This window comes from Pseudoalteromonas sp. KG3, assembly GCF_030436385.1.
GTDB classification, from domain to species: Bacteria; Pseudomonadota; Gammaproteobacteria; order Enterobacterales; family Alteromonadaceae; genus Pseudoalteromonas; species Pseudoalteromonas prydzensis.
The window spans coordinates 3,442,769-3,463,275 of sequence record NZ_CP098523.1 but is presented as its reverse complement, the minus strand read 5'-3'; the positions used below and the strand labels follow the sequence as shown (position 1 = coordinate 3,463,275).

The following is a 20,507-nucleotide window of genomic DNA, read 5'->3' as shown; positions in this document are numbered from 1 at the left end:
TAAAACATATTTGTAGAAATAGGCTACCGATTGAAATCAATATTAGAGATTATATGAGATGTAATCGCCATAGCTCATCTATTTCAAATACTTTTTCAGTATAGGTATCTTTAATTACGCCACCAGCGGTTACTGTTATATACAGAACTCTACTAAGCCCACTTCTCTGGCGATACTTAACTGAAGCATGGCAACCAGCTACTTTGTTAATTGCTAGTGAAAGCTGGTCAAGGCTATAACAAAGAAAATCCTCTTTGCCGATTGTTTGAATTTGTATCATGATTGTAATCCATCCAATACAAGACCTGCCTTAAATCGAGAAACATGACTACGCAATATAAAGGAATCAGCAGGGTCTTGCATCATGCCTTTTACTATAAAAGTCAAAAAGAAAGACCTGACCCTACTCTCCCACACAGAGCAATTATAACAAAGTATTATGAAGCAAGTGATCTGACCCCTATTCATTCAACGATAGAAAAACGCTTGTTAGCAATACTTGATACCTATAAAAAAGAAATGCCAGAAGTCCAAATATTTATGGATAACTTTGAGAAAAATTGCTTAGTAAATTTAGATGAATTGAGTGAATGAATCGCCCCGTGTTTGCCAGAGACTCAATAACTTGAGAAACTGGAACTATGAAAAAATCAAATCGCTATACATCAGAATTTCGTGAACGTGCAATTAGGCTTGTTACCACACAACAGCATGAATACCCTTCTCTTTGGGCTGCGCTAGTATCGATTTCAGATAAACTGGGATGTACCCCAGAAACACTTAGAGCATGGGTCAAGAAATCTCAAGCTCAACCGTCTAAACCCTCTTCTAATACGCAATCAACTGAAGAACGCCTTGCCGTCTTAGAGCGCGAGAATAAAGAGCTCAAGCGAACGAATGATATCCTGAGGCAAGCTGCCGCTTTTTTCGCCCAAGCGGAGCTCGACCGCAAACAGAAGTAATAGTGGATTTTATTGATGCTTGCAGAGAGCATTACGGTGTCGAGTCAATTTGCAAGGAATTGCCGATTGCACCATCAACGTATTATTCTCATAAACAGATACAAAGAGAGCCTGAGCGACTGTCTAACCGCAAAAAGCGTGATGCTGAGCTGATAATACTCATTCGCGAAGTGTGGGAGGATAATATGTCAGTTTATGGTGCAAGAAAAATATGGAAGCAGCTACAGCTTGACGACCATCAAGTCGCCCGCTGTACAGTCGAACGATTGATGCGAGTTATGGGAATTCAAGGTGTTCGTCGGGGTAAAGCACATAAGACAACGATACCTGACGAGCAACAAGATAAGCCACTTGATTTAGTTAATCGTCAATTTACTGCTGAGCAGCCAAATCAACTTTGGGTAGCTGACATCACCTATGTTGCCACATGGAGTGGGTTTGTTTATGTCGCTTTCGTGATAGATGTTTTTTCACGATACATTGTAGGTTGGCGTGTATCAACGACAATGCACACAGAGCTTATTCTTGATGCGTTAGAGCAAGCTATTTGGCATCGTGGCAACCCCGAAGGGTTAATTCACCACAGCGACAGAGGCAGCCAATATTTGTCTATACGATACACTGAGCGACTTGCTGAAGCTGGAATTCAAGCGTCTGTAGGCAGTGTGGGTGACTCTTATGACAATGCATTGGCTGAAACAATAAATGGATTATTTAAAACAGAGATTATTCGCAGAAATGGCCCGTGGAAGAATGTTGATGCTGTTGAATACGCAACATTAGAGTGGGTCAATTGGTTTAATAATCAACGCTTATTATCTTCAATTGGGTATATTTCACCAGCTCAATATGAAACAGACTACTATGATAATTTAAACGAGTCAGGTAAAGTGGCCTGACTTAAACAAACTGGTCTCCGATGAACTCGGGGCGATTCATAATGAAATATAACTTTTGAATGAGTTTATTATAGTATAAGAACATGATTTATTTAATTTTAACAATGGCACTAAGTGAAAATTGTTACGCTTAACCATATATATAGGAATCAGTAGTGAAAGGAAAAGTGGTATCTTACGTACGAAATAAAAAATTTGGCTTTGTTAATGGGGATGATGGAGAACGTTATTTCCTCCATTTTTCTACCTTACTCAATAAAGCAGATGAAAATAAGTTAATTAAAGGTGTTGTGATTGAATTTGATCCAACTCCAAGCCCTAAAGGATTAGCTGCTAAAAAAGTTAAAGTTCCAGAGGTCTTTTTTAAAGATCAACTTGTCAGTTTTTTCACAAGCAAAAACAATCAACCAAAGCATGGTAAAGTTGAACTGCGTAACACTATAAATACTCGCTTTTTTAAAGATCCTAACAAAGGCCGTGAGCATATAACAAAGCTAGCAAAAGAAGCTGGTTACAATGCAATATTAAACTTAGGCTTTGAAAAAAATACATTTGCAGACGGGAATTACAATTATACCGTACATGCATTTAAAGGTGATTTTGCTTTAGTCACAGAAAAAATACCTTGTGACACTAAAGAGCAAGAAGCTACAAGTAAAGACTCATTGAAGTCACAATTAGAACAAGCTGTCGTAAAGTTTAAAGCCACTTATGATCAAGAAAGTGAAGCCAGAAGAAAGCAATTAGAAACAAATTACACAGGTTGTTTGGTTATTTTGGCAATAATAGTCTTTATAGCGCTATTTGTATTATTGAAGCAAAAATATTAGCCTTAAGAATTACAGATTCAGGTTTATTGCTTCATAACACTACTTATATGCCAGCATCGAAAAACCGTCACTGAGGAATTATGACAAGCTATTATGAAGCAAGTGAGCTGAACCCTATTTGTTCGTGGTTTTTGTGCAGTCAATTTCTTCTTCGTAAAGTTTGTCGCTGTAATACGTGGTGTCATTGGCGTTCACTTACATAAAACGCTGATGTTGCGGGCCACAAGTAAAGTTGAGGGTTTGCACATCTTTTAATATTTACGTGGGTTTACCCATAGCGTTATAGCTCGCGCTGGTGAAGCCGTCACCTCACGTCATGTTTCCACGGAAGTTTTAGCTAAAGGTGCGCCAACTAACGCTACGTACAGGTATTTACTCTAATTCAAGTTCAAATAAGTTGACAGGCAAAAAGAAAGACCTGACACGATTTATTTTTTTTCTAATCAACAATTTCTAAAAAAATTAAAATTCTAAATGCAATTGCAAATACTAAAAGTGATAAACCTAAATAAAAAGCAATTCTAAGTGGCAAAAATACGTCATCTTCATACTTACGTTTTCTATAAAAAAATAAAAAAAGTGTATTTATAATGAAAAGTAGAAGATAAATATAAAAATGACTCTTTAGCGTCATCAATAAAACCACTAATTGGATTATAAGAAAAAACCACGTTAAAGCTATTATAATCATCCCCCTTAATTTTTTATTCCCGATAAAGCAGGTTTATTCATTAGTTTATTCGAGTTGGTTTAAATCCACTGAAGTAATTGATGTTGCTAAGATGAACTGGTTCCTTAAAATAGCATCAAGCAAGTACTCAATTTGAACACTAAATCTCATTGTAAATTTAAGCCCCCCCCAATTCAATTTATGCAACTCAACTGTAAGCTGTCTTACTTGTTGTCCATAGCCCCTACTCCCACTACATGTTAGCTCAGTTTTCAATCATATTCTTATATGATTAACCGACTGATTAATAAAATATTTAAAGTTATATATAGATCCAGATTATGAAAAATTAATAACTAAAGCCATAACAAAAGTAATAGCAATAAAGTTATCTATGATTAACTTTCTACTATATTATTTTCGTACACTGGCATACAACTCCTGCATTACAAGCTGTAAACCTTGCTGCATCTTCTCACTCGATTGTCCTGCAAAACCAAGCCGAGCATAGCTATAGTTTATGGGTTTTAAGCTACGTACTGAGTTGGTAAAGTAAAACTCGGCTTCGGTTTGTAAGTAAACACTTTGCTTTGCTAACTGTGCTTTTAAATGCTGAGTGTCTTTATTTAAGTTTACCCACATTGCCATGCCGCCGTCGGGCTTTTTATATTCAATTGGGTAGCCATCAGCTTGTAACGCTGCTAAGTAAGAATCCATCGCTTCATAGCGCTGTTTATACAGTTTGGTCATACGCTTTAAATGCCGTTCAAAGCCACCTTCTTTCATCCAGTGCGCCACAGCTAATTGCATGAGCACATCGTTCTTATGGTTCATTAACTGCTTCCACGCGGTTAATTGCGCTAATACTTCAGGCGCTGCGCAGATATAACCGATACGTGCGGCTGAAAACATAATCTTAGAAAACGTCGATAGATAAATAACAATGCCCGCGGGGTCATCGGCGGCCATAGGTTGTAATGGCTGACAGCGATAATGAAATTCATGGTCGTAGTCATCTTCAATGATCATCACGTTATAGGCATAACACAGTTGATAAATTTGCAAGCGCCGGGTTGGCGATAAGGTCACGGTAGTTGGGTATTGGTGCAGCGGCGTTAAGTACAGCATTTTAATTGGATAACATTCTAGTTGAGCTTTTAAATCATCAACGCATAAGCCTTCGTCATCCTGCTTAATATCGATAAGCTGCGCACCACTCGCTGCAAATGCTTGCCTTGCAGGCGGGTAACCTAACGTTTCTACTGCGACAAAATCATCTTGTTTTATAAACGCTTTTGCGATTAAAAACAGTGCTTCTTGCGAGCCATTGCAGATCAATACGTCGCTTACGTTTAAATTACGCGCTTTGTATAAGTAATCACAAATATGCGCTTTTAATTGCTCGTTACCACTGACCTGCCCATAATGCAGTTGATTGATATCTAAGTGATTACAGACATGACTGACGGAGCGTTTAAATTCTTTTTGTGGAAAACTGGCAAGATCCGGTAAACCACCAGCAAAATTATATTTGTACGCAGTTAAATCCATTCCAGCAGCAGGCACAGCCAATGTTTTCGCAAATTGATAGGGTTTTACTTTCAGTATTGGGGTCGTTGAGGTACTGACGCTACTTTGAATGGGCAATGACTTGGTGACCTTGTAGCCTACGCGCTCTTGTGATTCAAGCCAGCCTTCCGCTACTAATAATTGCAATGCATTCATCACGGTATGGCGATTGAGCTGATAAGTGTTTGCCATGACACGCGCCGAGCTGAGTTTTACTCCTGGCGCGAGCTTGCCTTGCATTATGGCACTGCGTATCGCGCTGGCCAGTTGCAAATATTTGGCAAGCTCTGACTCATCAAATTCAATAACTAACGGCTGCATTTCGACTCCAAAACACTCTAAACTGGTCTAGTTAAAAAGATAAAACTGGTTGTTTATTACTAACCAAGGTAGCGTACCTTTGTTAATCATAAATAGCAAAGTATGGGGCTTATCATGTTTACAAAACACATTCATCAAACCAATAAACTGGCTTTAGAGCCGCTGACACAAAACCACCTAGAGCAGCTGCATCAAGCAGGCCAAGATCCACAAATATGGCGTTGGGTGTTAATGAATTACACTCAAACCCGTGCAACGCTCGATGATTGGTTTATTAATACAGCACAGTTTAATGCCGAACAACAAGTCGTTTACGCCATCGTTGATAAAGCAAGTAGCCAGGTGCTTGGCACTACACGCTTATTTAGGCTAGATAAACAAAATCGCAGCGCCGAGATTGGCCACACATTTATTGCTAAACAGTGGCAACGTAGTTTTGTAAACACTCACGCGAAATACTTGCTACTGCAATATGCGTTCGAAGAATTAGGCCTAGTCCGTATTACTTTTAATACCCATGAACAAAACCAAAAATCGCGTAATGCTATAGCACGCCTTGGCGCCCGCTTTGAAGGTATTAGTTATAAAGACAGATTACTTGCTGATGGCTCATATCGAAACACCGCTCAGTTCAGCATTATTGATGAACAATGGCCGACCATAAAATCACAGTTAGAAGGAAAGCTATAATGTACCCAGCGAGGCATTTTCAACAACATGATAGTAAGCAATTACAACAGTTAGTAAGTAGCTATCCACTGGCAACCATTTTAATGCCAAATCCACAAAGCCAACTCAATGATGTATGCCTTGTGCCATTATTATTTGACTCAACTCGCGAGATTTTTATCGGCCATGTGGCCAAGTACAATCCGCTATCATCAATTGATGGTCAATCGGTAAACTTATTATTTAGTGGTGATGATTGCTATTTATCGCCCTCTTATGCGCATAACAAAACCTTGCCTAGCTGGCTTTATTCGAGTGTTTATGTGACGGCTGAGGTGCAGCTGATCACAAATGAAGATGAAAAAGCACAGATAATGCAACGATTAACCGATCATTTTGAGCAACACTTTAGCGAACATGCGACTGATATATGGCAACTTAATGAAGTACCCGTACAGCATCGCCAAGCAATGTATCAACAATTGAGCTTTATTAAATTTATTCCTAGTCAATGGCGTGGCAATTTTAAACTTAGTCAAAACAAGCCTAATGAAATACGTGCTGCCATAAAGCAAAGTTTAATGTTAGCGGGGAAACTCAGTATTGCTGAGTTAATCAATTAGCAATGCTACAAAAAAGAAAAAAGGCTCCTCGGAGATCTTAGAGCCTTTGGTTAACTTTGGAATTAACTCGGTTTAGTAATTAGTTAAATGCAAGCAGGTGCGGTGCAATATTTTGATAATCAACAGCCATAGCAATGCTCAATGCAGTAATATTCAGGATTGAAAACGCAAACACTTGCCGCGCCCAACCACTAATATCAATGTTACGTCGATAACCTCTTAGCGCCATTAACAGCCACCAAAAACTAGTGGTGCAAGCAACGGCTAAAAAAGCCATACCGGTATAACCGCCAATGGTTAATAACATCACTACTAACGCATATATGGCAATATACAAAACAATATGGTGCTTTGCTTTATCAATACCGTGCGCTACTGGCAGCACTGGAATACGTGCGGCTTGGTAGTCTTTATAGCGAAAAATAGCAATCGCGTATGAGTGTGGCATTTGCCATAAACTAAACATTACTAATAAAATCAATGCACCAATATCAAACTGTGCCGTCACGGCGCAATAACCAACGACTGGCGGTACAGCACCAGATAAGCTGCCTACAAATGTTCCATATACTGAGCGACGCTTCATATATAAGCTATAAACACCCACGTAAATAACATAACCAAACACAGCAAAAAACACTGCAATCCAGTTAGTAAAAATCACTAGTAGAGCAAAACCTAATACGCCAAGTGCTGTACCATGTAGCAAAGCAGTCTTGGCAGACATTTCGCCCGTTACAGTTACCCGTGTTCGCGTGCGCGCCATGCGAATATCAATATCACGGTCAATCACATTGTTGATTACGCAGCCAGAGGCTACTACCAGCGATAAACCAACTAATGTAGCAAGCATTAGCCAGCCATCAATATCACCACGCGAAGCAAGTAAAAACCCACCCGCAACTGAGATCACATTACCCATAATAATACCGGGTTTAGTGACCTTTAAATAACGACGAAACATCTGCTGTCCCCTATTCTTTGCTATTAACAATGTACTAGCTGGGGCTAGTACATCATCATGGCGTTCGATTCGTAGATGATCCACACCGACAGCCCCACCACCATCACGATGATCAGCGCACTGAAGATGAACGATAGCGAACTGGCTTTACCATCTTCGGTTTTAAAGTTCAGGTGTAAAAAGTATTTTAAGTGCACCCAAATTTGCACAATGGCCATCACCACAACACAGGCAAAGGTTGTTGGCTTTGATAAAGTGCCGCTCATTACCGCCCAAAATGGGATCGCGGTCAGTACAATTGATAAAACAAAACCAATTAAATAGTCTTTAACACTGCCATGTGAAGCATCACTATGGCTTTGTACATGTAGCTCATCTAATACATGTGATTCACTATGACTCATTACATCCCCCCCATTAAGTAAACAACGGTAAATACACAGATCCACACCACATCTAAAAAGTGCCAGAACAAACTTAAACAGCTTAAACGGGTGACAGTAGCAGGCTTTAAACCACGACGTGATACTTCAATCATCATCGTCGCCATCCAAATTAGGCCAGCAGTTACGTGCAGGCCATGCAAACCCACTAACGAGAAGAAAGAAGTTAAAAATGCGCTGCGCTGCGGGCCATTACCATGAGCAATTAAATGATGAAATTCATAGACTTCCATGGAGATAAACACCACGCCAAAGGCAAAAGTTACAGCCAACCAAGTTAAGGTAGCGGCTTTTTTTTGCGCATGCGCTGAAATCATCGCAAAACCAAAGGTAATACTACTCAGTAGTAACGCAGCAGTTTCAACCGCTACAAAATCCAGTTCAAAAATATCTTTGCCAGATACGCCGCCGGCAGTGTTCATATAAAGCACAGCGTAGGTTGCAAAAAATGAGGCAAATAACAAGCAATCAGTCATTAGGTAAAGCCAAAAACCAAATACCGTATCGCCACCCGTATCATGATGTTCATGCGCATGAACATCATGATTGATGATATTTATATCAGCAGGGATCGAACTCATGCGCTGAACTCCTTACCTTGGTTAAATGTTGTTGCACTTTTATTATGTGCACTTTCAATTTCAAGAATTTCTTCTGGTTGCACGTAGTAATCAACATCACTGGTGTAACAGCGCTTAAAGAATACCGTGATGCCAGCAATAACACCGACAATTGCCAACCACCAAATATGCCAAATCATGGCAAAACAGAATGTGGTAAAACAGGCACTCATCATCACCCCTGCCGAAGTATTTTTTGGCATATGAATAGGCGCATAGCTTGCTTGTTGTTGATACGCTTGGCCTTTTTCTTTCATATCAGTCCAAGTATCAATGTCATGCGCATGTGGGATAGTAGCAAAGTTGTAATACTGTGATGGTGACGATGTTGACCACTCAAGCGTGTGACCATTCCACGGATCGCCAGTTGTATCTTTTAGTGCTTCACGGTTTTTAAAGCTGACAATAAGCTGCACAACTTGGAATAAGATACCGAACATAATGATCACTGCACCAACAAAAGCAATGTACAACCAAATATTCCAATCTGGATTATTTGTGTGGTTTAAGCGACGCGTCATACCTAAGAAACCAAGAACGTATAGCGGCATAAATGCAACAAAGAAACCAATTAACCAACACCAGAAAGACGCCTTACCCCACCCTTCGTGCAGTTTAAAGCCCATTGCTTTGGGGAACCAAAATGCAAAACCAGCCAGGTATCCAAATACCGCACCACCTATGATGGTGTTATGGAAATGCGCAATCAGGAATAGGCTGTTGTGTAATACATAATCAGCACCTGGAATTGCCAGTAGTACCCCGGTCATTCCGCCTATGGTAAAGGTCACCATAAAACCAAGCGTCCAAAGCACAGGAACTGTGATGCGTAAACGGCCACGGTAAATAGTAAATAACCAGTTAAACAGTTTTACGCCGGTGGGCACCGCAATGACCATGGTCATTACGCCAAAGAAGGCGTTAACGTTGGCACTGGATCCCATAGTGAAGAAATGGTGTAACCAAACAATAAAACCTAAGATAGAAATTGCACCGCTGGCATAAACCATAGATTTATAACCAAATAAACGTTTACCGGTAAAGGTCGAGATAACTTCAGAGAAAATACCAAACGCAGGTAAAATCAAGATATACACTTCAGGATGACCCCAAGCCCAAAACAGGTTGATGTACATCATGGCGTTACCGCCCGCTTCATTAGTAAAGAAATGGAAATCTAAATAACGGTCCAGCGTTAACATAGTCAACACTGCCGTTAAGATTGGGAATGATGCCGCAATTAAGATATTTGCCCACGTACATGTCCACGTAAAAATAGGCATTTGCATTAAACGCATACCAGGGGCACGCATTTTAAACACAGTCACTAAAAAGTTTACCGCCGTTAACAGTGTACCAATACCGGATATCTGCAGCGCCCAAATATAATAATCGACCCCGACCCCAGGGCTGAAAGACATCTCCGATAGCGGCGGATAGGCCACCCAACCTGTTTTCGCAAACTCACCGCAGAACAATGAAATATTAATTAATATTGCACCACCGGCAGTTAACCAAAAACTTAAGTTATTTAAAAATGGAAATGCCACATCACGCGCACCAATTTGCAGTGGTAAGACAATGTTCATTAAACCAATCATAAATGGCATTGCCATAAAGATGATCATGATCACCCCATGCGCGGTGAAAATTTGGTCATAATGCTCCGGCGGTAAATAGCCTGTTGCGCCACCTGTGGCTAACGCCAATTGTGCTCGCATCATAATGGCATCGGAGAAACCACGAAACAGCATGATCAAGGCAAGAATGATGTACATCACACCTAAGCGTTTATGATCGATTGAGGTGATCCAGTCGTGCCAAAGCACACCCCATTTTTTATATTTTGTGACTAAAGCCGCAATCAGTGCTGCAGCAATCACAACTACCGCCATTGTCACCATCAAAATAGGTTCATGGAACGGAATAGCATCTAATGTTAATTTTCCAAGTAACGACATAATTATTTCTCACCCTCGCTGTGCATTGTGTGATTTGCATGGCCGCTATGCTCAGGCATTGCTTTGTGCATCTTGTTCATATCACCATGAGCCTGCATATATTTCATAACGATAGTGTGAAACAAGCCCTCTTCTACATCACCAAAATAAGTCACAGGGTTGTTTTCACTCGGTTGCGCCAGTGCATCATAATCCGCTTTAGAAAGCGTGTTTGACTCGCTTTTCACCTTGCTTACCCAGCTATCAAAGTCAGCTTGCGTTGGCATAGCGATGGCATTAAATTTCATACCGGTAAAGCCTGCGCCGCTGTAGTTAGCTGAAAAACCTTTAAACGTACCGGGCTCATTGGCAATTAAATGCAACTTAGTTTCCATGCCCGCCATCGAGTAGATTTGACTACCTAGTTGTGGGATGAAAAATGAATTCATGGTGCTTTCTGAGGTGATTTTATATTCCACCGGTACATTGGCTGGGAAAACTAATTCGTTCACCGTCGCAATACCTTGCTCAGGATAAATAAACAGCCATTTCCAATTCAGCGACACGACTTCAACAGTTAGGTGCTTACCTTTACCTTCAAGCGGTTTATAAGGGTCAAGCTGTTGCGTTGATTGCCAAGTAATAACACCTAAGACAATTACTATCACAATAGGAATGGCCCAGACTGCGGCTTCAATTTTTCCTGAGTGAGCCCATTTTGGCGCATAAATTTGCTGATCTTGGCCATCGCGATACTTCCATGCGAAATACAAGGTCATCACGATGACGGGAATAACCACAATGAGCATCAGCACTGTGGCTATAATGATCAGATTTTTTTCATCTATCCCAATTTGCCCTTTGGGATCAAGCACCCCGCCTTTACAGCCAGTTAGTGCGAGCACAGTGGTGCCCAGAGCAATATTACAGAGGTTTCGAATTAACAAAGGACTATCCTACAACCTAAAATTAGACGTGTGCTGCCTTACCCAAGAATACCAATAGGTCAGAACAACGATTTAAACTATTCCTAACGTGCTTTAAACGTGTAGCTACAAATTTAAACATTAAGGAAATTTAATAGGGGTGGCCGAATCGCAGACACACTGCGGCTGAGCATTATTAGTGAAGCAATGAAATTAGTAAGCGACTAACCCAATTTGGTCATTAATAACGCGTAGCGTTCAACCAAATACAAGGGGTGGAGCACGACAGCCATGAGCGCTGTGTACAACAAGTGATGTTTTAGGAGCACGAAAAGCAAAGGCAGCTTTACGTAAAATAACTCCAGCACGACGCGCTGGAAAAAAGTGAAAAATCAACCAACATAAACCAATTAGCAACTGGCATGAAACAACGGGATACGCTAAAAAGCTCAATACATTAATTAAAGATGACTCTACAGCCCCTTCAGTTAATAACCCCTTTAACTCTGTTGCATCTTCAACACTACCATTTACTAACATGGCGGAGTTAATTAATAAAATTACTAATGCAGAGAACAATTCACGTCCGGCAAAAAATGCACGCGCACGCAGCTGGCAACGTGTAAACGTTGTTTGCTGAGTTGCTTGTGGACACTTTTTTGAGTTCAAACGTACTGACCTTACAGATTTAGTAACACGCAAATAACAGCGCTACGCTATTATTCACTTTGTTGATATGATTTGCATCAATAAAGTTTCAGTAATTACTGAAATTTCGAGAGGATTATAACAAAGTCAACACAAGCTACAAGTGAAAAACTGCCAAGTCGGCTAAATTTTTAGCTAAGCGAGGCTTTTAGCCATAAAAAAAGCGCCTTAAGGCGCTTTATAAAAAACATTGTGATAATTGTAGATTAAAGAAAATAAAAACAGCCCAAGCTTAGTAACCACTAAACTTGAACCGCCTTTGACAACATCTTCACACACAATTATAAAGATTCAGTTCTAGTATTGTTTAATACATATTGTAAATTCATTGATGAACAATAAGTTCATCTAATCGCGTGGCAGTAAAATAAAAACAGTTCAAGCTTAGTAGCCACTAAACTTGAACCGCCTTTGACAACATCTTCACACACAATTATAAAGATTCGGTTCTAGTATTGTTTAATACATATTGTAGATTCGCTGATGAACAATAAGTTCATCTAATCGCGTGGCAGTAAAATAAAAGCAGTTCAAGCTCAGTTTAACTAAACTTGAACTGTCTTTTTGACAACATCTTCACACACAATTATAAAGATTCAGTTTTAGTGTAGTTCAGTACACATTGTAAATTTGTTGACGAACAATCTGTTCATCTAATCATGTGGCAGTAAAATAAAAACAGTCCAAGCTTAGTAGCCACTAAACTTGAACCGCCTTTGACAACATCTTCACACACAATTATAAAGATTCTTTGTAAGCGGCTTGTTCATTTCGCTTCCTTGAAACTAAATTTAGTGTAATAGCTCAAAGCTGACAACTGATAAAAATAAATCTGATAGATGAAAAAAATTAACCCATAGACTTTAGTCTAAATTTCAGCCATAAAAATCAGCCAAATTGTACACAAAACCGTCTACAAATTAATTATTATTGATGATAAACAAGTAATTAAAAATATACCCGATGAAACATCACATTTCGAAAAGCTGTACTTGTTTTAAATGAAAATAAATTTAGACCGATCCAGTTAAATATTATATTCTTATTACATTGAAAAATAAGAATAACAGGATATCACTATGTTCCGTAAAACCATTCTACTTGGCTTAATTAGTTGCTCATTCACTTTAACTGCGGCCCCCATCGCCACACACTCTATTGATGGCTTAGACAAAACAGCGATTAAACAGGCTGATCTTGCACCTATACTTGATTCACTGGCGAAGCACCGCGCTCTGGAGCGAAAAAACCTAGGAAAATCATTCTTGGGTAAATCCATTGATGCATTTTATATTGGCTCAGGCCCCATTAAAGTCATGCTGTGGAGCCAAATGCATGGCGATGAAAATACGGCAAGCGTCGCATTAATGGACTTTTTAAGCTATACCCTCGCTGCTGAAAATGAGCAATGGCGTAAGCATTGGCAAACTAAGCTATCACTGATGATCATTCCCATGGTCAACCCTGATGGTGCACAGCTACAAACCCGTTTTAATGCACAAGGAGTCGACTTAAATCGTGATGCTAAAGCACAGCGTACACCTGAAGGCCAGTTATTAATGGCTGCAGCTAAAGCATTTAAGCCCGATTTTGCATTTAACCTACACGATCAAAACGCCTATTATGGCGCGGGAGAAAAAGGCCTACCTGCGACTATTTCAGTATTAGCTCCGGCCTATAATACACAGCGTGAGATCAATGAAAGTCGTGGTAATGCCATGAAATTGATTGCGCAATTAAGCCAACTTATAAACCAACAAATTCCGGGCCATCTAGCTAAATATAACGATAGTTACTCTTATCGTAGCTTTGGAGATACGTTTTCAGAAATGGGGATCAGCACCATACTCATCGAGTCTGGAGCATATCCGAATGATCCACACCGCCAAGTAGCTCGCAAAGTTAACCGAATGCTATATGTCCAAATGATAGATGAATTAGTATCGGGTAAATGGCAGCAGCAAAAAATCGCTACATATCAAGCGATCCCGTTTAATGCTAAAGATGCATGGGTGGATTTACTCATTGATGATGTAACAGTCACCAGTGCACAAGGCAGCTATATCACAGACATTGCTATTAATGCCAAAGGCCGTTATCCAAAAATAAATGAGTTGGGTGATATAAGTAGCATTCGCCAAGGATTTACTCAACTAGATGCGCAAACGCTCAACTTTGATAGCGGCAAAGTTTACCCATTAACTAAGCCATTAGATCTTACCAGCGTGAAGTATCGTCAACTATTAAGCCAAGGCTACAGCTGTTTTTCAGGAGATATCACACTGCTTAATAATCAAACCGATTGGGTAAGCTATCAATGTGGCAATACGCACTCTGCAATCCCTGAACGCCATGGTGCAGCCGCATTTATCTTACGAGAGCAAGGCACTGCAAAATATGCCGTTTTGGGGGAGCAATTAATCAAATTGTAACAGCCATAAAAAAGCGCCTAGTATGGCGCTTTTTTATTAACCTGAATATAGCTTAATGAGACTATAAAATTTGGTTTTCTTTCCAAACTTGCTCTTTTTCCATGCGCTTTTTACGCTTGTCGCATGGATCATCACAATCACAGGCCTTATCAATGCCTACAGAGCCTAAACCACCACAACTGCTGGCCATAGATTTCTTTTGTACCATCATGCCCACAGCCATCGCTGCGACTATTAAAAGCAATAAACCAAATGTAAGAAGAAAAAGTGACATTGCTTAGCCCCTATTGATCAGCAATAAAATAATGCTTGGTGATAATCACCAAGCTGTGTGTATTATAAACGGCTTTGTGCTCGGCTACAAATAGGGTTTGAATGCAGGGCTCGAATAAGCCACTAAACCATCTGTTGATTTACCAATTAAGTAAACTGGTAGGTCATTTTTTTCAGCATAGGCCTTAGCTTTCTCCATGCCCATTACCGTGAGTGCTGTTGCAAGGCCGTCTGCAGTCATGGCTGATGGGTGTAACACAGTAACCGAGACTAAATCATGACGGCTCGGCATACCGGTTGCTGGATCAATCAAATGGCTGTAGGTTATGCCATCCATTTCATAAAAAATACGATAATCACCCGATGTGGCAATGCCGTTGTTACCCGGCGCTAATACTCTATGTACTTTGCGTACTCCAGGCTCTGCGTCCGGCTGCTCAATAGCGATACGCCAATCTTGATCATTTGGTTTTTTACCAGCAACTCTAAGCTCACCACCAATTTCAACCATATAATTAGCTAAATCGTGACTTTCTAATAACTCAGCCACTTTATCTATGCCATAGCCTTTTGCAGTAGCTGAAAACGACAACTCCAAACCATCGATGGTTTTTGCTAAACCTTGCTCAGTTAGTATTAATTTATCAACGCCAATTTGTGCAACCATCGCGGTTAACTCTGCGTCGGTTGGACGTTTTGTTGGTTTTTTATCAGGACCAAACCCCCATAAGTCAATTAATGGGCCCATGGTTACATCAAGCGTCTTGGTTGACTCCCCTAAGCGAATAGACTCACTAACAACCGCTCTAAAGTCACTGCTAATTGGCATAACTTGCCCTGCTGGCAAACGATTAAAGGTATTGATCTCAGAATCAGCTATATAAGTCGACATAGATTGATTAATGTCTTTAAGCAGCTGCGTAACCTCTGGAAGTAAATTCAGTGAATCCAACTTTTCTTGATTAGCAAACACCTTTATATGATAGGTAGTGCCCATCGTTTTACCTTCAAGGTAAAGCTCTTGCGGTTCATCGCTTTGGCCGCAGCCACTAATGAGTAAAGTGAGGGTTAAAAAGAATAAGGCAATAATGCCTTGTGGGTGAAAAACTCTATTCATTGCAGCCTACTCAGTTAAGTTAAGAATATAAAAAAGCCTCGTAACAGTGATTGTTACGAGGCTAGTATTTTAACTAATTTTAATTAGTTTTGGTATTAACCACCGAAATCATCTAGTAAGATATTTTCGTCTTCAACACCTAAGTCTTTCAACATAGTGATAACCGCAGCGTTCATCATTGGCGGACCACACATGTAGAACTCACAATCTTCTGGCGCTTCGTGATCTTTAAGGTAGTTCTCAAATAACACGTTATGGATAAAGCCAGTGTAACCTTCCCAGTTATCTTCTGGTTGTGGATCTGAAAGCGCGGTATGCCATACAAAGTTGTCATTTTCAGCCGCTAGGCCGTCAAAATCTTCAACGTAGAACATTTCACGTTTAGAACGTGCACCATACCAGAAACTCATCTTACGCTTAGAGTTTAAGCGCTTAAGTTGGTCAAAGATATGTGAACGCATTGGCGCCATACCAGCACCACCACCTACGAATACCATTTCAGCGTCAGTGTCTTTTGCGAAGAACTCACCAAATGGACCAGAGATAGTTACTTTATCACCTTCTTTAAGTGACCAAATGTACGATGACATTTTACCACATGGAAGGCTTAAGTCTCTTGGTGGCGGCGCAGCGATGCGCACGTTAAGCATAATGATGCCTTCTTCTTCTGGGTAGTTCGCCATTGAGTAAGCACGAATTGTTTCTTCGTCTACTTTAGACTCCAGCTTGAAGAAACCAAAATGGTTCCAATCGCCACGGTACTCTTCAGGTACATCGAAATCAGCGTATTTAACGTGGTGCGGTGGCGCTTCAATTTGAATATAACCACCGGCACGAAACGGCACTGACTCGCCATCTGGAATTTGCAGCTTAAGCTCTTTAATGAAGGTTGCTTTGTTATCGTTAGAGATAACTTCACAATCCCATTTTTTAACACCGAAAATTGACTCTTCAAGTTCAATTTCCATGTCGTTTTTAACATTTACCTGACACGCTAAACGACAGCCTTCACGGGCTTCACCTTTAGAGATGTGGTCAAGTTCAGTTGGTAAGATATCGCCGCCACCTGAGTGAATGTGTACACGACATTGACCACAAGAGCCACCGCCACCACATGCAGATGATACGAAAATACCTGATTCAGATAACGCGCCTAAAAGCTTGGTACCTGCTGATGTTGTAATGGCTTTGTCTGGATCGCCATTTACGCCGATGATGATGTCACCGCTTGCAACTAACTTAGATTTAGCACCAATGATGACTAAAACTAGCAGTACAACGATAGCGATGAAAACACCAACGCCTAAGAAAATCTCATAACTCATGATTTATCCTCGCTACCTATTAAAGTGAAATACCAGAGAATGACATAAAGCCAAGACCCATTAAACCAACCGTGATAAAGGTAATACCTAAACCACGTAGGCCATCTGGCACGTCTGAATATTTCATTTTCTCACGGATACCAGCAAGTAAAGTAATTGCTAGCGCCCAACCCACACCAGAACCGATACCATAAACCACAGATTCACTGAAGTTATAGTTACGTTCAACCATGAAAGATACTGCACCGAAGATTGCACAGTTAACTGTGATCAATGGTAAGAAGATACCTAACGCGTTATAAAGTGCTGGGAAGAACTTATCTAATGCCATTTCAAGAATTTGTACTAGTGCTGCAATAACACCGATAAAGGTCAAGAAACGTAAGAAGCTAAGATCCGCTTCAGGGTAACCAAGCCACTCAAGTGCACCAGGTGCAAGAACCGCATGATAAACCAAGTTGTTAACTGGTACTGAAATGCCCAATACCACGATAACTGCCACACCTAGGCCGATAGACGTTGTTACTTTCTTTGATACTGCAAGGAAAGTACACATACCTAGGAAGAAGGCTAAAGCTAAGTTTTCAATGAAAACTGCTTTTACGAATAAACTAATATAATGTTCCACTGTCTGCCCCTTATCCTTTCGCTTCTACTTGGTCTTTCTTATAAGTACGAAGTACCCAAATGAATAAACCAATGATGAAGAATGCACTAGGTGGTAAAATCAATAGACCCATAGGCTGATACCAACCACCATCTTGTACAAGAGGGATGATTTCAGCACCAAATAATGTGCCTTTACCAAATAGTTCACGAATAAAGCCAACTGTAAGTAACACTACTGAGTAACCTAAACCATTACCGATACCATCAAGGAACGACATAACTGGCGGCGACTTCATCGCGTATGCTTCAGCACGACCCATTACGATACAGTTAGTAATGATTAGACCAACGAATACCGACAACTCTTTTGCCGTAGCATAAGAGAAGGCTTGTAGTACTTGGTCAACAACGATTACTAGTGACGCAATGATAGTCATTTGCACGATAATACGTACAGATGATGGGATCTGGTTACGAATAATTGAGATAAAGAAGCTTGAGAAAGCCGTTACCAAAGTCAATGCGATTGACATGATTAAGGCATTTTTTAAGCTCGACGTTACCGCAAGCGCAGAACAAATACCCAGTACTTGTAGTGCGATTGGGTTATTTGCCAGTACCGGACCAAATAGGACCGACTTCATTTCTTTAGTATCAGCCATTATTTCAACGCTCCTTCACGTACTCTCGCAAGGAAAGGACCAAAGCCGTTATCGCCAGTCCAAAAGTCAACTGCGTGATCAACACCGTTTGAAGTTAAAGTTGCACCTGATAAACCATCAATTTGATGATCATTTTTAGCACCGCTTTTTACAACATCGACTGGTAACTCTTTACCTTCCCATGTTGCAGTCCATTGTGGGTTTTGAATTTCCCCACCAAGACCTGGTGTTTCATTGTGCTTATAGAAGTTAATATCTTTAACTGTTTCGCCATCGCTTTCAAGCGCTAAGAAACCATACATCACACCCCAAAGGCCGTAACCTTGGATTGGTAGAATGATAGCATCCGTTGAACCGTCAGCTTTTTTCGAGATGTAAACTGGTGACTCTTTAGTCATACGCTGAATGCCTGCGATATCTTTGATACCGTTTGCTTTTAGTGCAAAACTAATTTTTTGGTCAAATTTACTTTTCTCAAAGTCAAATGTATTAGGGTCAGTTTCAACAAACTCACCGGTTTCCATGTTTACAACGCGCGCTTCGATTTTTGCGTTGAACGTATCAGAGATGTTTTCAACAGCATCAATACCCGCTGCAGCTAAGATATTCTTTTGAATATCTTGCGTTTTGTTAGCTTGCTGTAAAGGGCGAAGCTGAACTGAAGCAAACGATACGATGATTGCACACACTAAACATAGTGCCACAACAACGGTGAGCGTTTTGCCGATTGATTCGTTATTACTAGACATTACGTGCCAACCTCCGCTTGATATTAGCTTGCACTACGAAGTGATCGAATAATGGTGCAAATAAGTTAGCAAATAAGATTGCTAGCATCATACCCTCAGGGAATGCAGGGTTAATTACACGGATCATTACAACCATTACACCAATTAGCGCGCCGTATGCGAACTTTGCTTTATCTGTAAATGCCGCAGACACTGGATCTGTCGCCATAAAGAACATACCAAAAGCAAATCCACCCAATACTAAGTGCCAATGCCAAGGCATTGCAAATGCTGGGTTAGTATCAGAGCCAACTGCATTTAATAAAAATGCTGTAGCAACCATACCCAAGAATACACCTAGCACGATACGCCAAGAAGCGATACGCACGTAGATTAGGAATAAGCCACCCACTAATAGCGCAAGTGTAGATGTCTCACCTACTGAACCTTGAATGAAACCGTAGAATGCATCCCACCAAAGCGCCATATTGCTGTAATCAAGTGTACCTACGAACGCTTGACCTAGCATAGTTGCACCAGAGAATGAATCTACTGCAGTCCATACTGTGTCACCTGAAATTTGTGCAGGGTATGCAAAGAATAAAAGCGCACGACCAGCAAGAGCAGGGTTTAAGAAGTTACGGCCAGTACCACCAAAGATTTCTTTAGCGATTACTACACCAAACGTGATACCTAGCGCAACTTGCCATAATGGAATAGTCGCTGGCAGGATAAGTGCGAATAACACCGATGTTACGAAGAAGCCTTCGTTAACTTCATGCTTACGCACTGAGGCAAATAATACTTCCCAAAAACCACCTACAGCAAATGTTACTGCATAAATAGGTAAGAAGAAGCATGCCCCGTAGAACATTTTAGCGCCCCAGCCGGATTCAGCGGTTAATGTACCACCAAACATCTGGAACAGGCCAACTTGCCAAGAATTTGCCAGTTCAAAACCTTGTGCTAAAGCACCCGCGGCCTGATGACCGATATTGAACATACCAAAAAACATGGCAGGGAACGTCGCCATCCACACTAAAATCATCATACGTTTTAGGTCGATGTTATCGCGTACGTGTGTCGCGCCTTTATTTACATAACCAGGGGTATAAAAAATAGTTGCTGCTGCTTCATACAGCGCATAAAATTTTTCATGTTTACCACCGGCTTCAAAATGCGGCTCGATATCTTCTAGAAATTTCTTTAAACCCATC

General features: G+C 40.5%; 21 protein-coding genes and 1 other annotated feature. Of the genes, 6 read left to right on the top strand and 15 right to left on the bottom strand.

Annotated elements, in window-relative coordinates:
- Window positions 1–49: 49 nt before the first annotated feature.
- Entirely contained in the window at window positions 50–280 is a 231-nt protein-coding gene (locus NDQ71_RS16230) for a hypothetical protein (RefSeq protein ID WP_301561851.1), read from the bottom strand.
- Window positions 281–324: 44 nt separating this feature from the next.
- Here NDQ71_RS16230 and NDQ71_RS16225 point away from each other — a divergent pair, with 44 nt between their 5' ends.
- The 3 genes from NDQ71_RS16225 (at window position 325) to NDQ71_RS16215 (ending at window position 2,691) form a co-directional block, all read left to right on the top strand.
- A complete protein-coding gene (locus NDQ71_RS16225; RefSeq protein WP_301561850.1) occupies window positions 325–594 on the top strand; it encodes a hypothetical protein in 270 nt (89 codons plus the stop codon).
- Between the two features lie 47 nt (window positions 595–641).
- Window positions 642–1,861 (top strand): IS3 family transposase gene (locus NDQ71_RS16220; protein WP_223230517.1). Its coding sequence is split into 2 segments (ribosomal slippage): window positions 642–930 and window positions 930–1,861, totalling 1,221 coding nucleotides; the frame shifts between segments, so codons are not numbered across the junction.
- Window positions 920–1,036: a sequence feature (AL1L pseudoknot), on the top strand. Its footprint overlaps the gene before it by 117 nt.
- A gap of 155 nt (window positions 1,862–2,016) precedes the next feature.
- The gene (locus NDQ71_RS16215; protein ID WP_301561849.1) at window positions 2,017–2,691 is read left to right on the top strand and encodes a cold shock domain-containing protein; all 675 of its coding nucleotides are present in this window, start codon (window positions 2,017–2,019) and stop codon (window positions 2,689–2,691) included.
- 1,084 nt (window positions 2,692–3,775) lie between these two features.
- Here NDQ71_RS16215 and NDQ71_RS16210 read toward each other — a convergent pair.
- The gene (locus tag NDQ71_RS16210) at window positions 3,776–5,251 is read right to left on the bottom strand and encodes a PLP-dependent aminotransferase family protein (protein ID WP_301561848.1); all 1,476 of its coding nucleotides are present in this window, start codon (window positions 5,249–5,251) and stop codon (window positions 3,776–3,778) included.
- Between the two features lie 114 nt (window positions 5,252–5,365).
- On the opposite strand from NDQ71_RS16210, the gene NDQ71_RS16205 reads away from it, so the two are divergent.
- Window positions 5,366–5,941, top strand: a complete 576-nt coding sequence (locus NDQ71_RS16205) for a GNAT family N-acetyltransferase (protein ID WP_192541534.1) — start codon at window positions 5,366–5,368, stop codon at window positions 5,939–5,941.
- A complete protein-coding gene (locus NDQ71_RS16200; RefSeq protein ID WP_301561847.1) occupies window positions 5,941–6,543 on the top strand; it encodes an FMN-binding negative transcriptional regulator in 603 nt (200 codons plus the stop codon). Before NDQ71_RS16205 ends, NDQ71_RS16200 begins: the two co-directional genes overlap by 1 nt.
- A gap of 79 nt (window positions 6,544–6,622) precedes the next feature.
- Here the strand turns inward: NDQ71_RS16200 and cyoE are convergent, their stop codons facing one another.
- The 6 genes from cyoE to NDQ71_RS16170 all read right to left on the bottom strand — a co-directional run bounded on the left by cyoE (window position 6,623) and on the right by NDQ71_RS16170 (window position 12,105).
- On the bottom strand, window positions 6,623–7,507 hold the full coding sequence (gene cyoE, locus NDQ71_RS16195) for a heme o synthase (protein ID WP_064665626.1): 885 nt from the start codon (window positions 7,505–7,507) through the stop codon (window positions 6,623–6,625).
- A gap of 44 nt (window positions 7,508–7,551) precedes the next feature.
- Window positions 7,552–7,911: a cytochrome o ubiquinol oxidase subunit IV gene (gene cyoD / locus NDQ71_RS16190; protein ID WP_192541531.1), complete on the bottom strand. Its 360-nt coding sequence runs from the start codon at window positions 7,909–7,911 to the stop codon at window positions 7,552–7,554.
- A complete protein-coding gene (gene cyoC / locus NDQ71_RS16185; protein ID WP_301561846.1) occupies window positions 7,911–8,531 on the bottom strand; it encodes a cytochrome o ubiquinol oxidase subunit III in 621 nt (206 codons plus the stop codon). The genes cyoD and cyoC overlap by 1 nt, the downstream gene beginning before the upstream one ends.
- Window positions 8,528–10,531 (bottom strand): cytochrome o ubiquinol oxidase subunit I, encoded by a 2,004-nt coding sequence (gene cyoB, locus NDQ71_RS16180; RefSeq protein WP_301561845.1) that lies wholly within the window; start codon window positions 10,529–10,531, stop codon window positions 8,528–8,530. Before cyoB ends, cyoC begins: the two co-directional genes overlap by 4 nt.
- Window positions 10,532–10,533: 2 nt before the next feature.
- On the bottom strand, window positions 10,534–11,457 hold the full coding sequence (cyoA, locus tag NDQ71_RS16175; protein ID WP_064665622.1) for a ubiquinol oxidase subunit II: 924 nt from the start codon (window positions 11,455–11,457) through the stop codon (window positions 10,534–10,536).
- 237 nt (window positions 11,458–11,694) lie between these two features.
- Entirely contained in the window at window positions 11,695–12,105 is a 411-nt protein-coding gene (locus NDQ71_RS16170) for a hypothetical protein (RefSeq protein ID WP_192541527.1), read from the bottom strand.
- Between the two features lie 1,118 nt (window positions 12,106–13,223).
- Here NDQ71_RS16170 and NDQ71_RS16165 point away from each other — a divergent pair.
- Entirely contained in the window at window positions 13,224–14,576 is a 1,353-nt protein-coding gene (locus NDQ71_RS16165; RefSeq protein ID WP_301561844.1) for a M14 metallopeptidase family protein, read from the top strand.
- Between the two features lie 61 nt (window positions 14,577–14,637).
- Here the strand turns inward: NDQ71_RS16165 and nqrM are convergent, their stop codons facing one another.
- The 7 genes from nqrM to NDQ71_RS16130 all read right to left on the bottom strand — a co-directional run bounded on the left by nqrM (window position 14,638) and on the right by NDQ71_RS16130 (window position 20,506).
- On the bottom strand, window positions 14,638–14,850 hold the full coding sequence (nqrM, locus tag NDQ71_RS16160; RefSeq protein ID WP_064665619.1) for a (Na+)-NQR maturation NqrM: 213 nt from the start codon (window positions 14,848–14,850) through the stop codon (window positions 14,638–14,640).
- Between the two features lie 84 nt (window positions 14,851–14,934).
- A complete protein-coding gene (locus NDQ71_RS16155; RefSeq protein ID WP_301561843.1) occupies window positions 14,935–15,966 on the bottom strand; it encodes an FAD:protein FMN transferase in 1,032 nt (343 codons plus the stop codon).
- Window positions 15,967–16,061: 95 nt separating this feature from the next.
- The gene (gene nqrF / locus NDQ71_RS16150) at window positions 16,062–17,291 is read right to left on the bottom strand and encodes an NADH:ubiquinone reductase (Na(+)-transporting) subunit F (protein ID WP_064665617.1); all 1,230 of its coding nucleotides are present in this window, start codon (window positions 17,289–17,291) and stop codon (window positions 16,062–16,064) included.
- 19 nt (window positions 17,292–17,310) lie between these two features.
- Window positions 17,311–17,919: an NADH:ubiquinone reductase (Na(+)-transporting) subunit E gene (gene nqrE / locus NDQ71_RS16145; protein ID WP_064665616.1), complete on the bottom strand. Its 609-nt coding sequence runs from the start codon at window positions 17,917–17,919 to the stop codon at window positions 17,311–17,313.
- 10 nt (window positions 17,920–17,929) lie between these two features.
- Window positions 17,930–18,562: an NADH:ubiquinone reductase (Na(+)-transporting) subunit D gene (locus NDQ71_RS16140; RefSeq protein WP_301561842.1), complete on the bottom strand. Its 633-nt coding sequence runs from the start codon at window positions 18,560–18,562 to the stop codon at window positions 17,930–17,932.
- On the bottom strand, window positions 18,562–19,311 hold the full coding sequence (locus NDQ71_RS16135; protein ID WP_301561841.1) for a Na(+)-translocating NADH-quinone reductase subunit C: 750 nt from the start codon (window positions 19,309–19,311) through the stop codon (window positions 18,562–18,564). The genes NDQ71_RS16140 and NDQ71_RS16135 overlap by 1 nt, the downstream gene beginning before the upstream one ends.
- Window positions 19,304–20,506 carry an NADH:ubiquinone reductase (Na(+)-transporting) subunit B gene (locus NDQ71_RS16130; protein WP_192541523.1) on the bottom strand — a complete coding sequence of 401 codons (1,203 nt, stop codon included), beginning with the start codon at window positions 20,504–20,506 and terminating at the stop codon, window positions 19,304–19,306. Before NDQ71_RS16130 ends, NDQ71_RS16135 begins: the two co-directional genes overlap by 8 nt.
- Window position 20,507 lies beyond the last annotated feature (1 nt).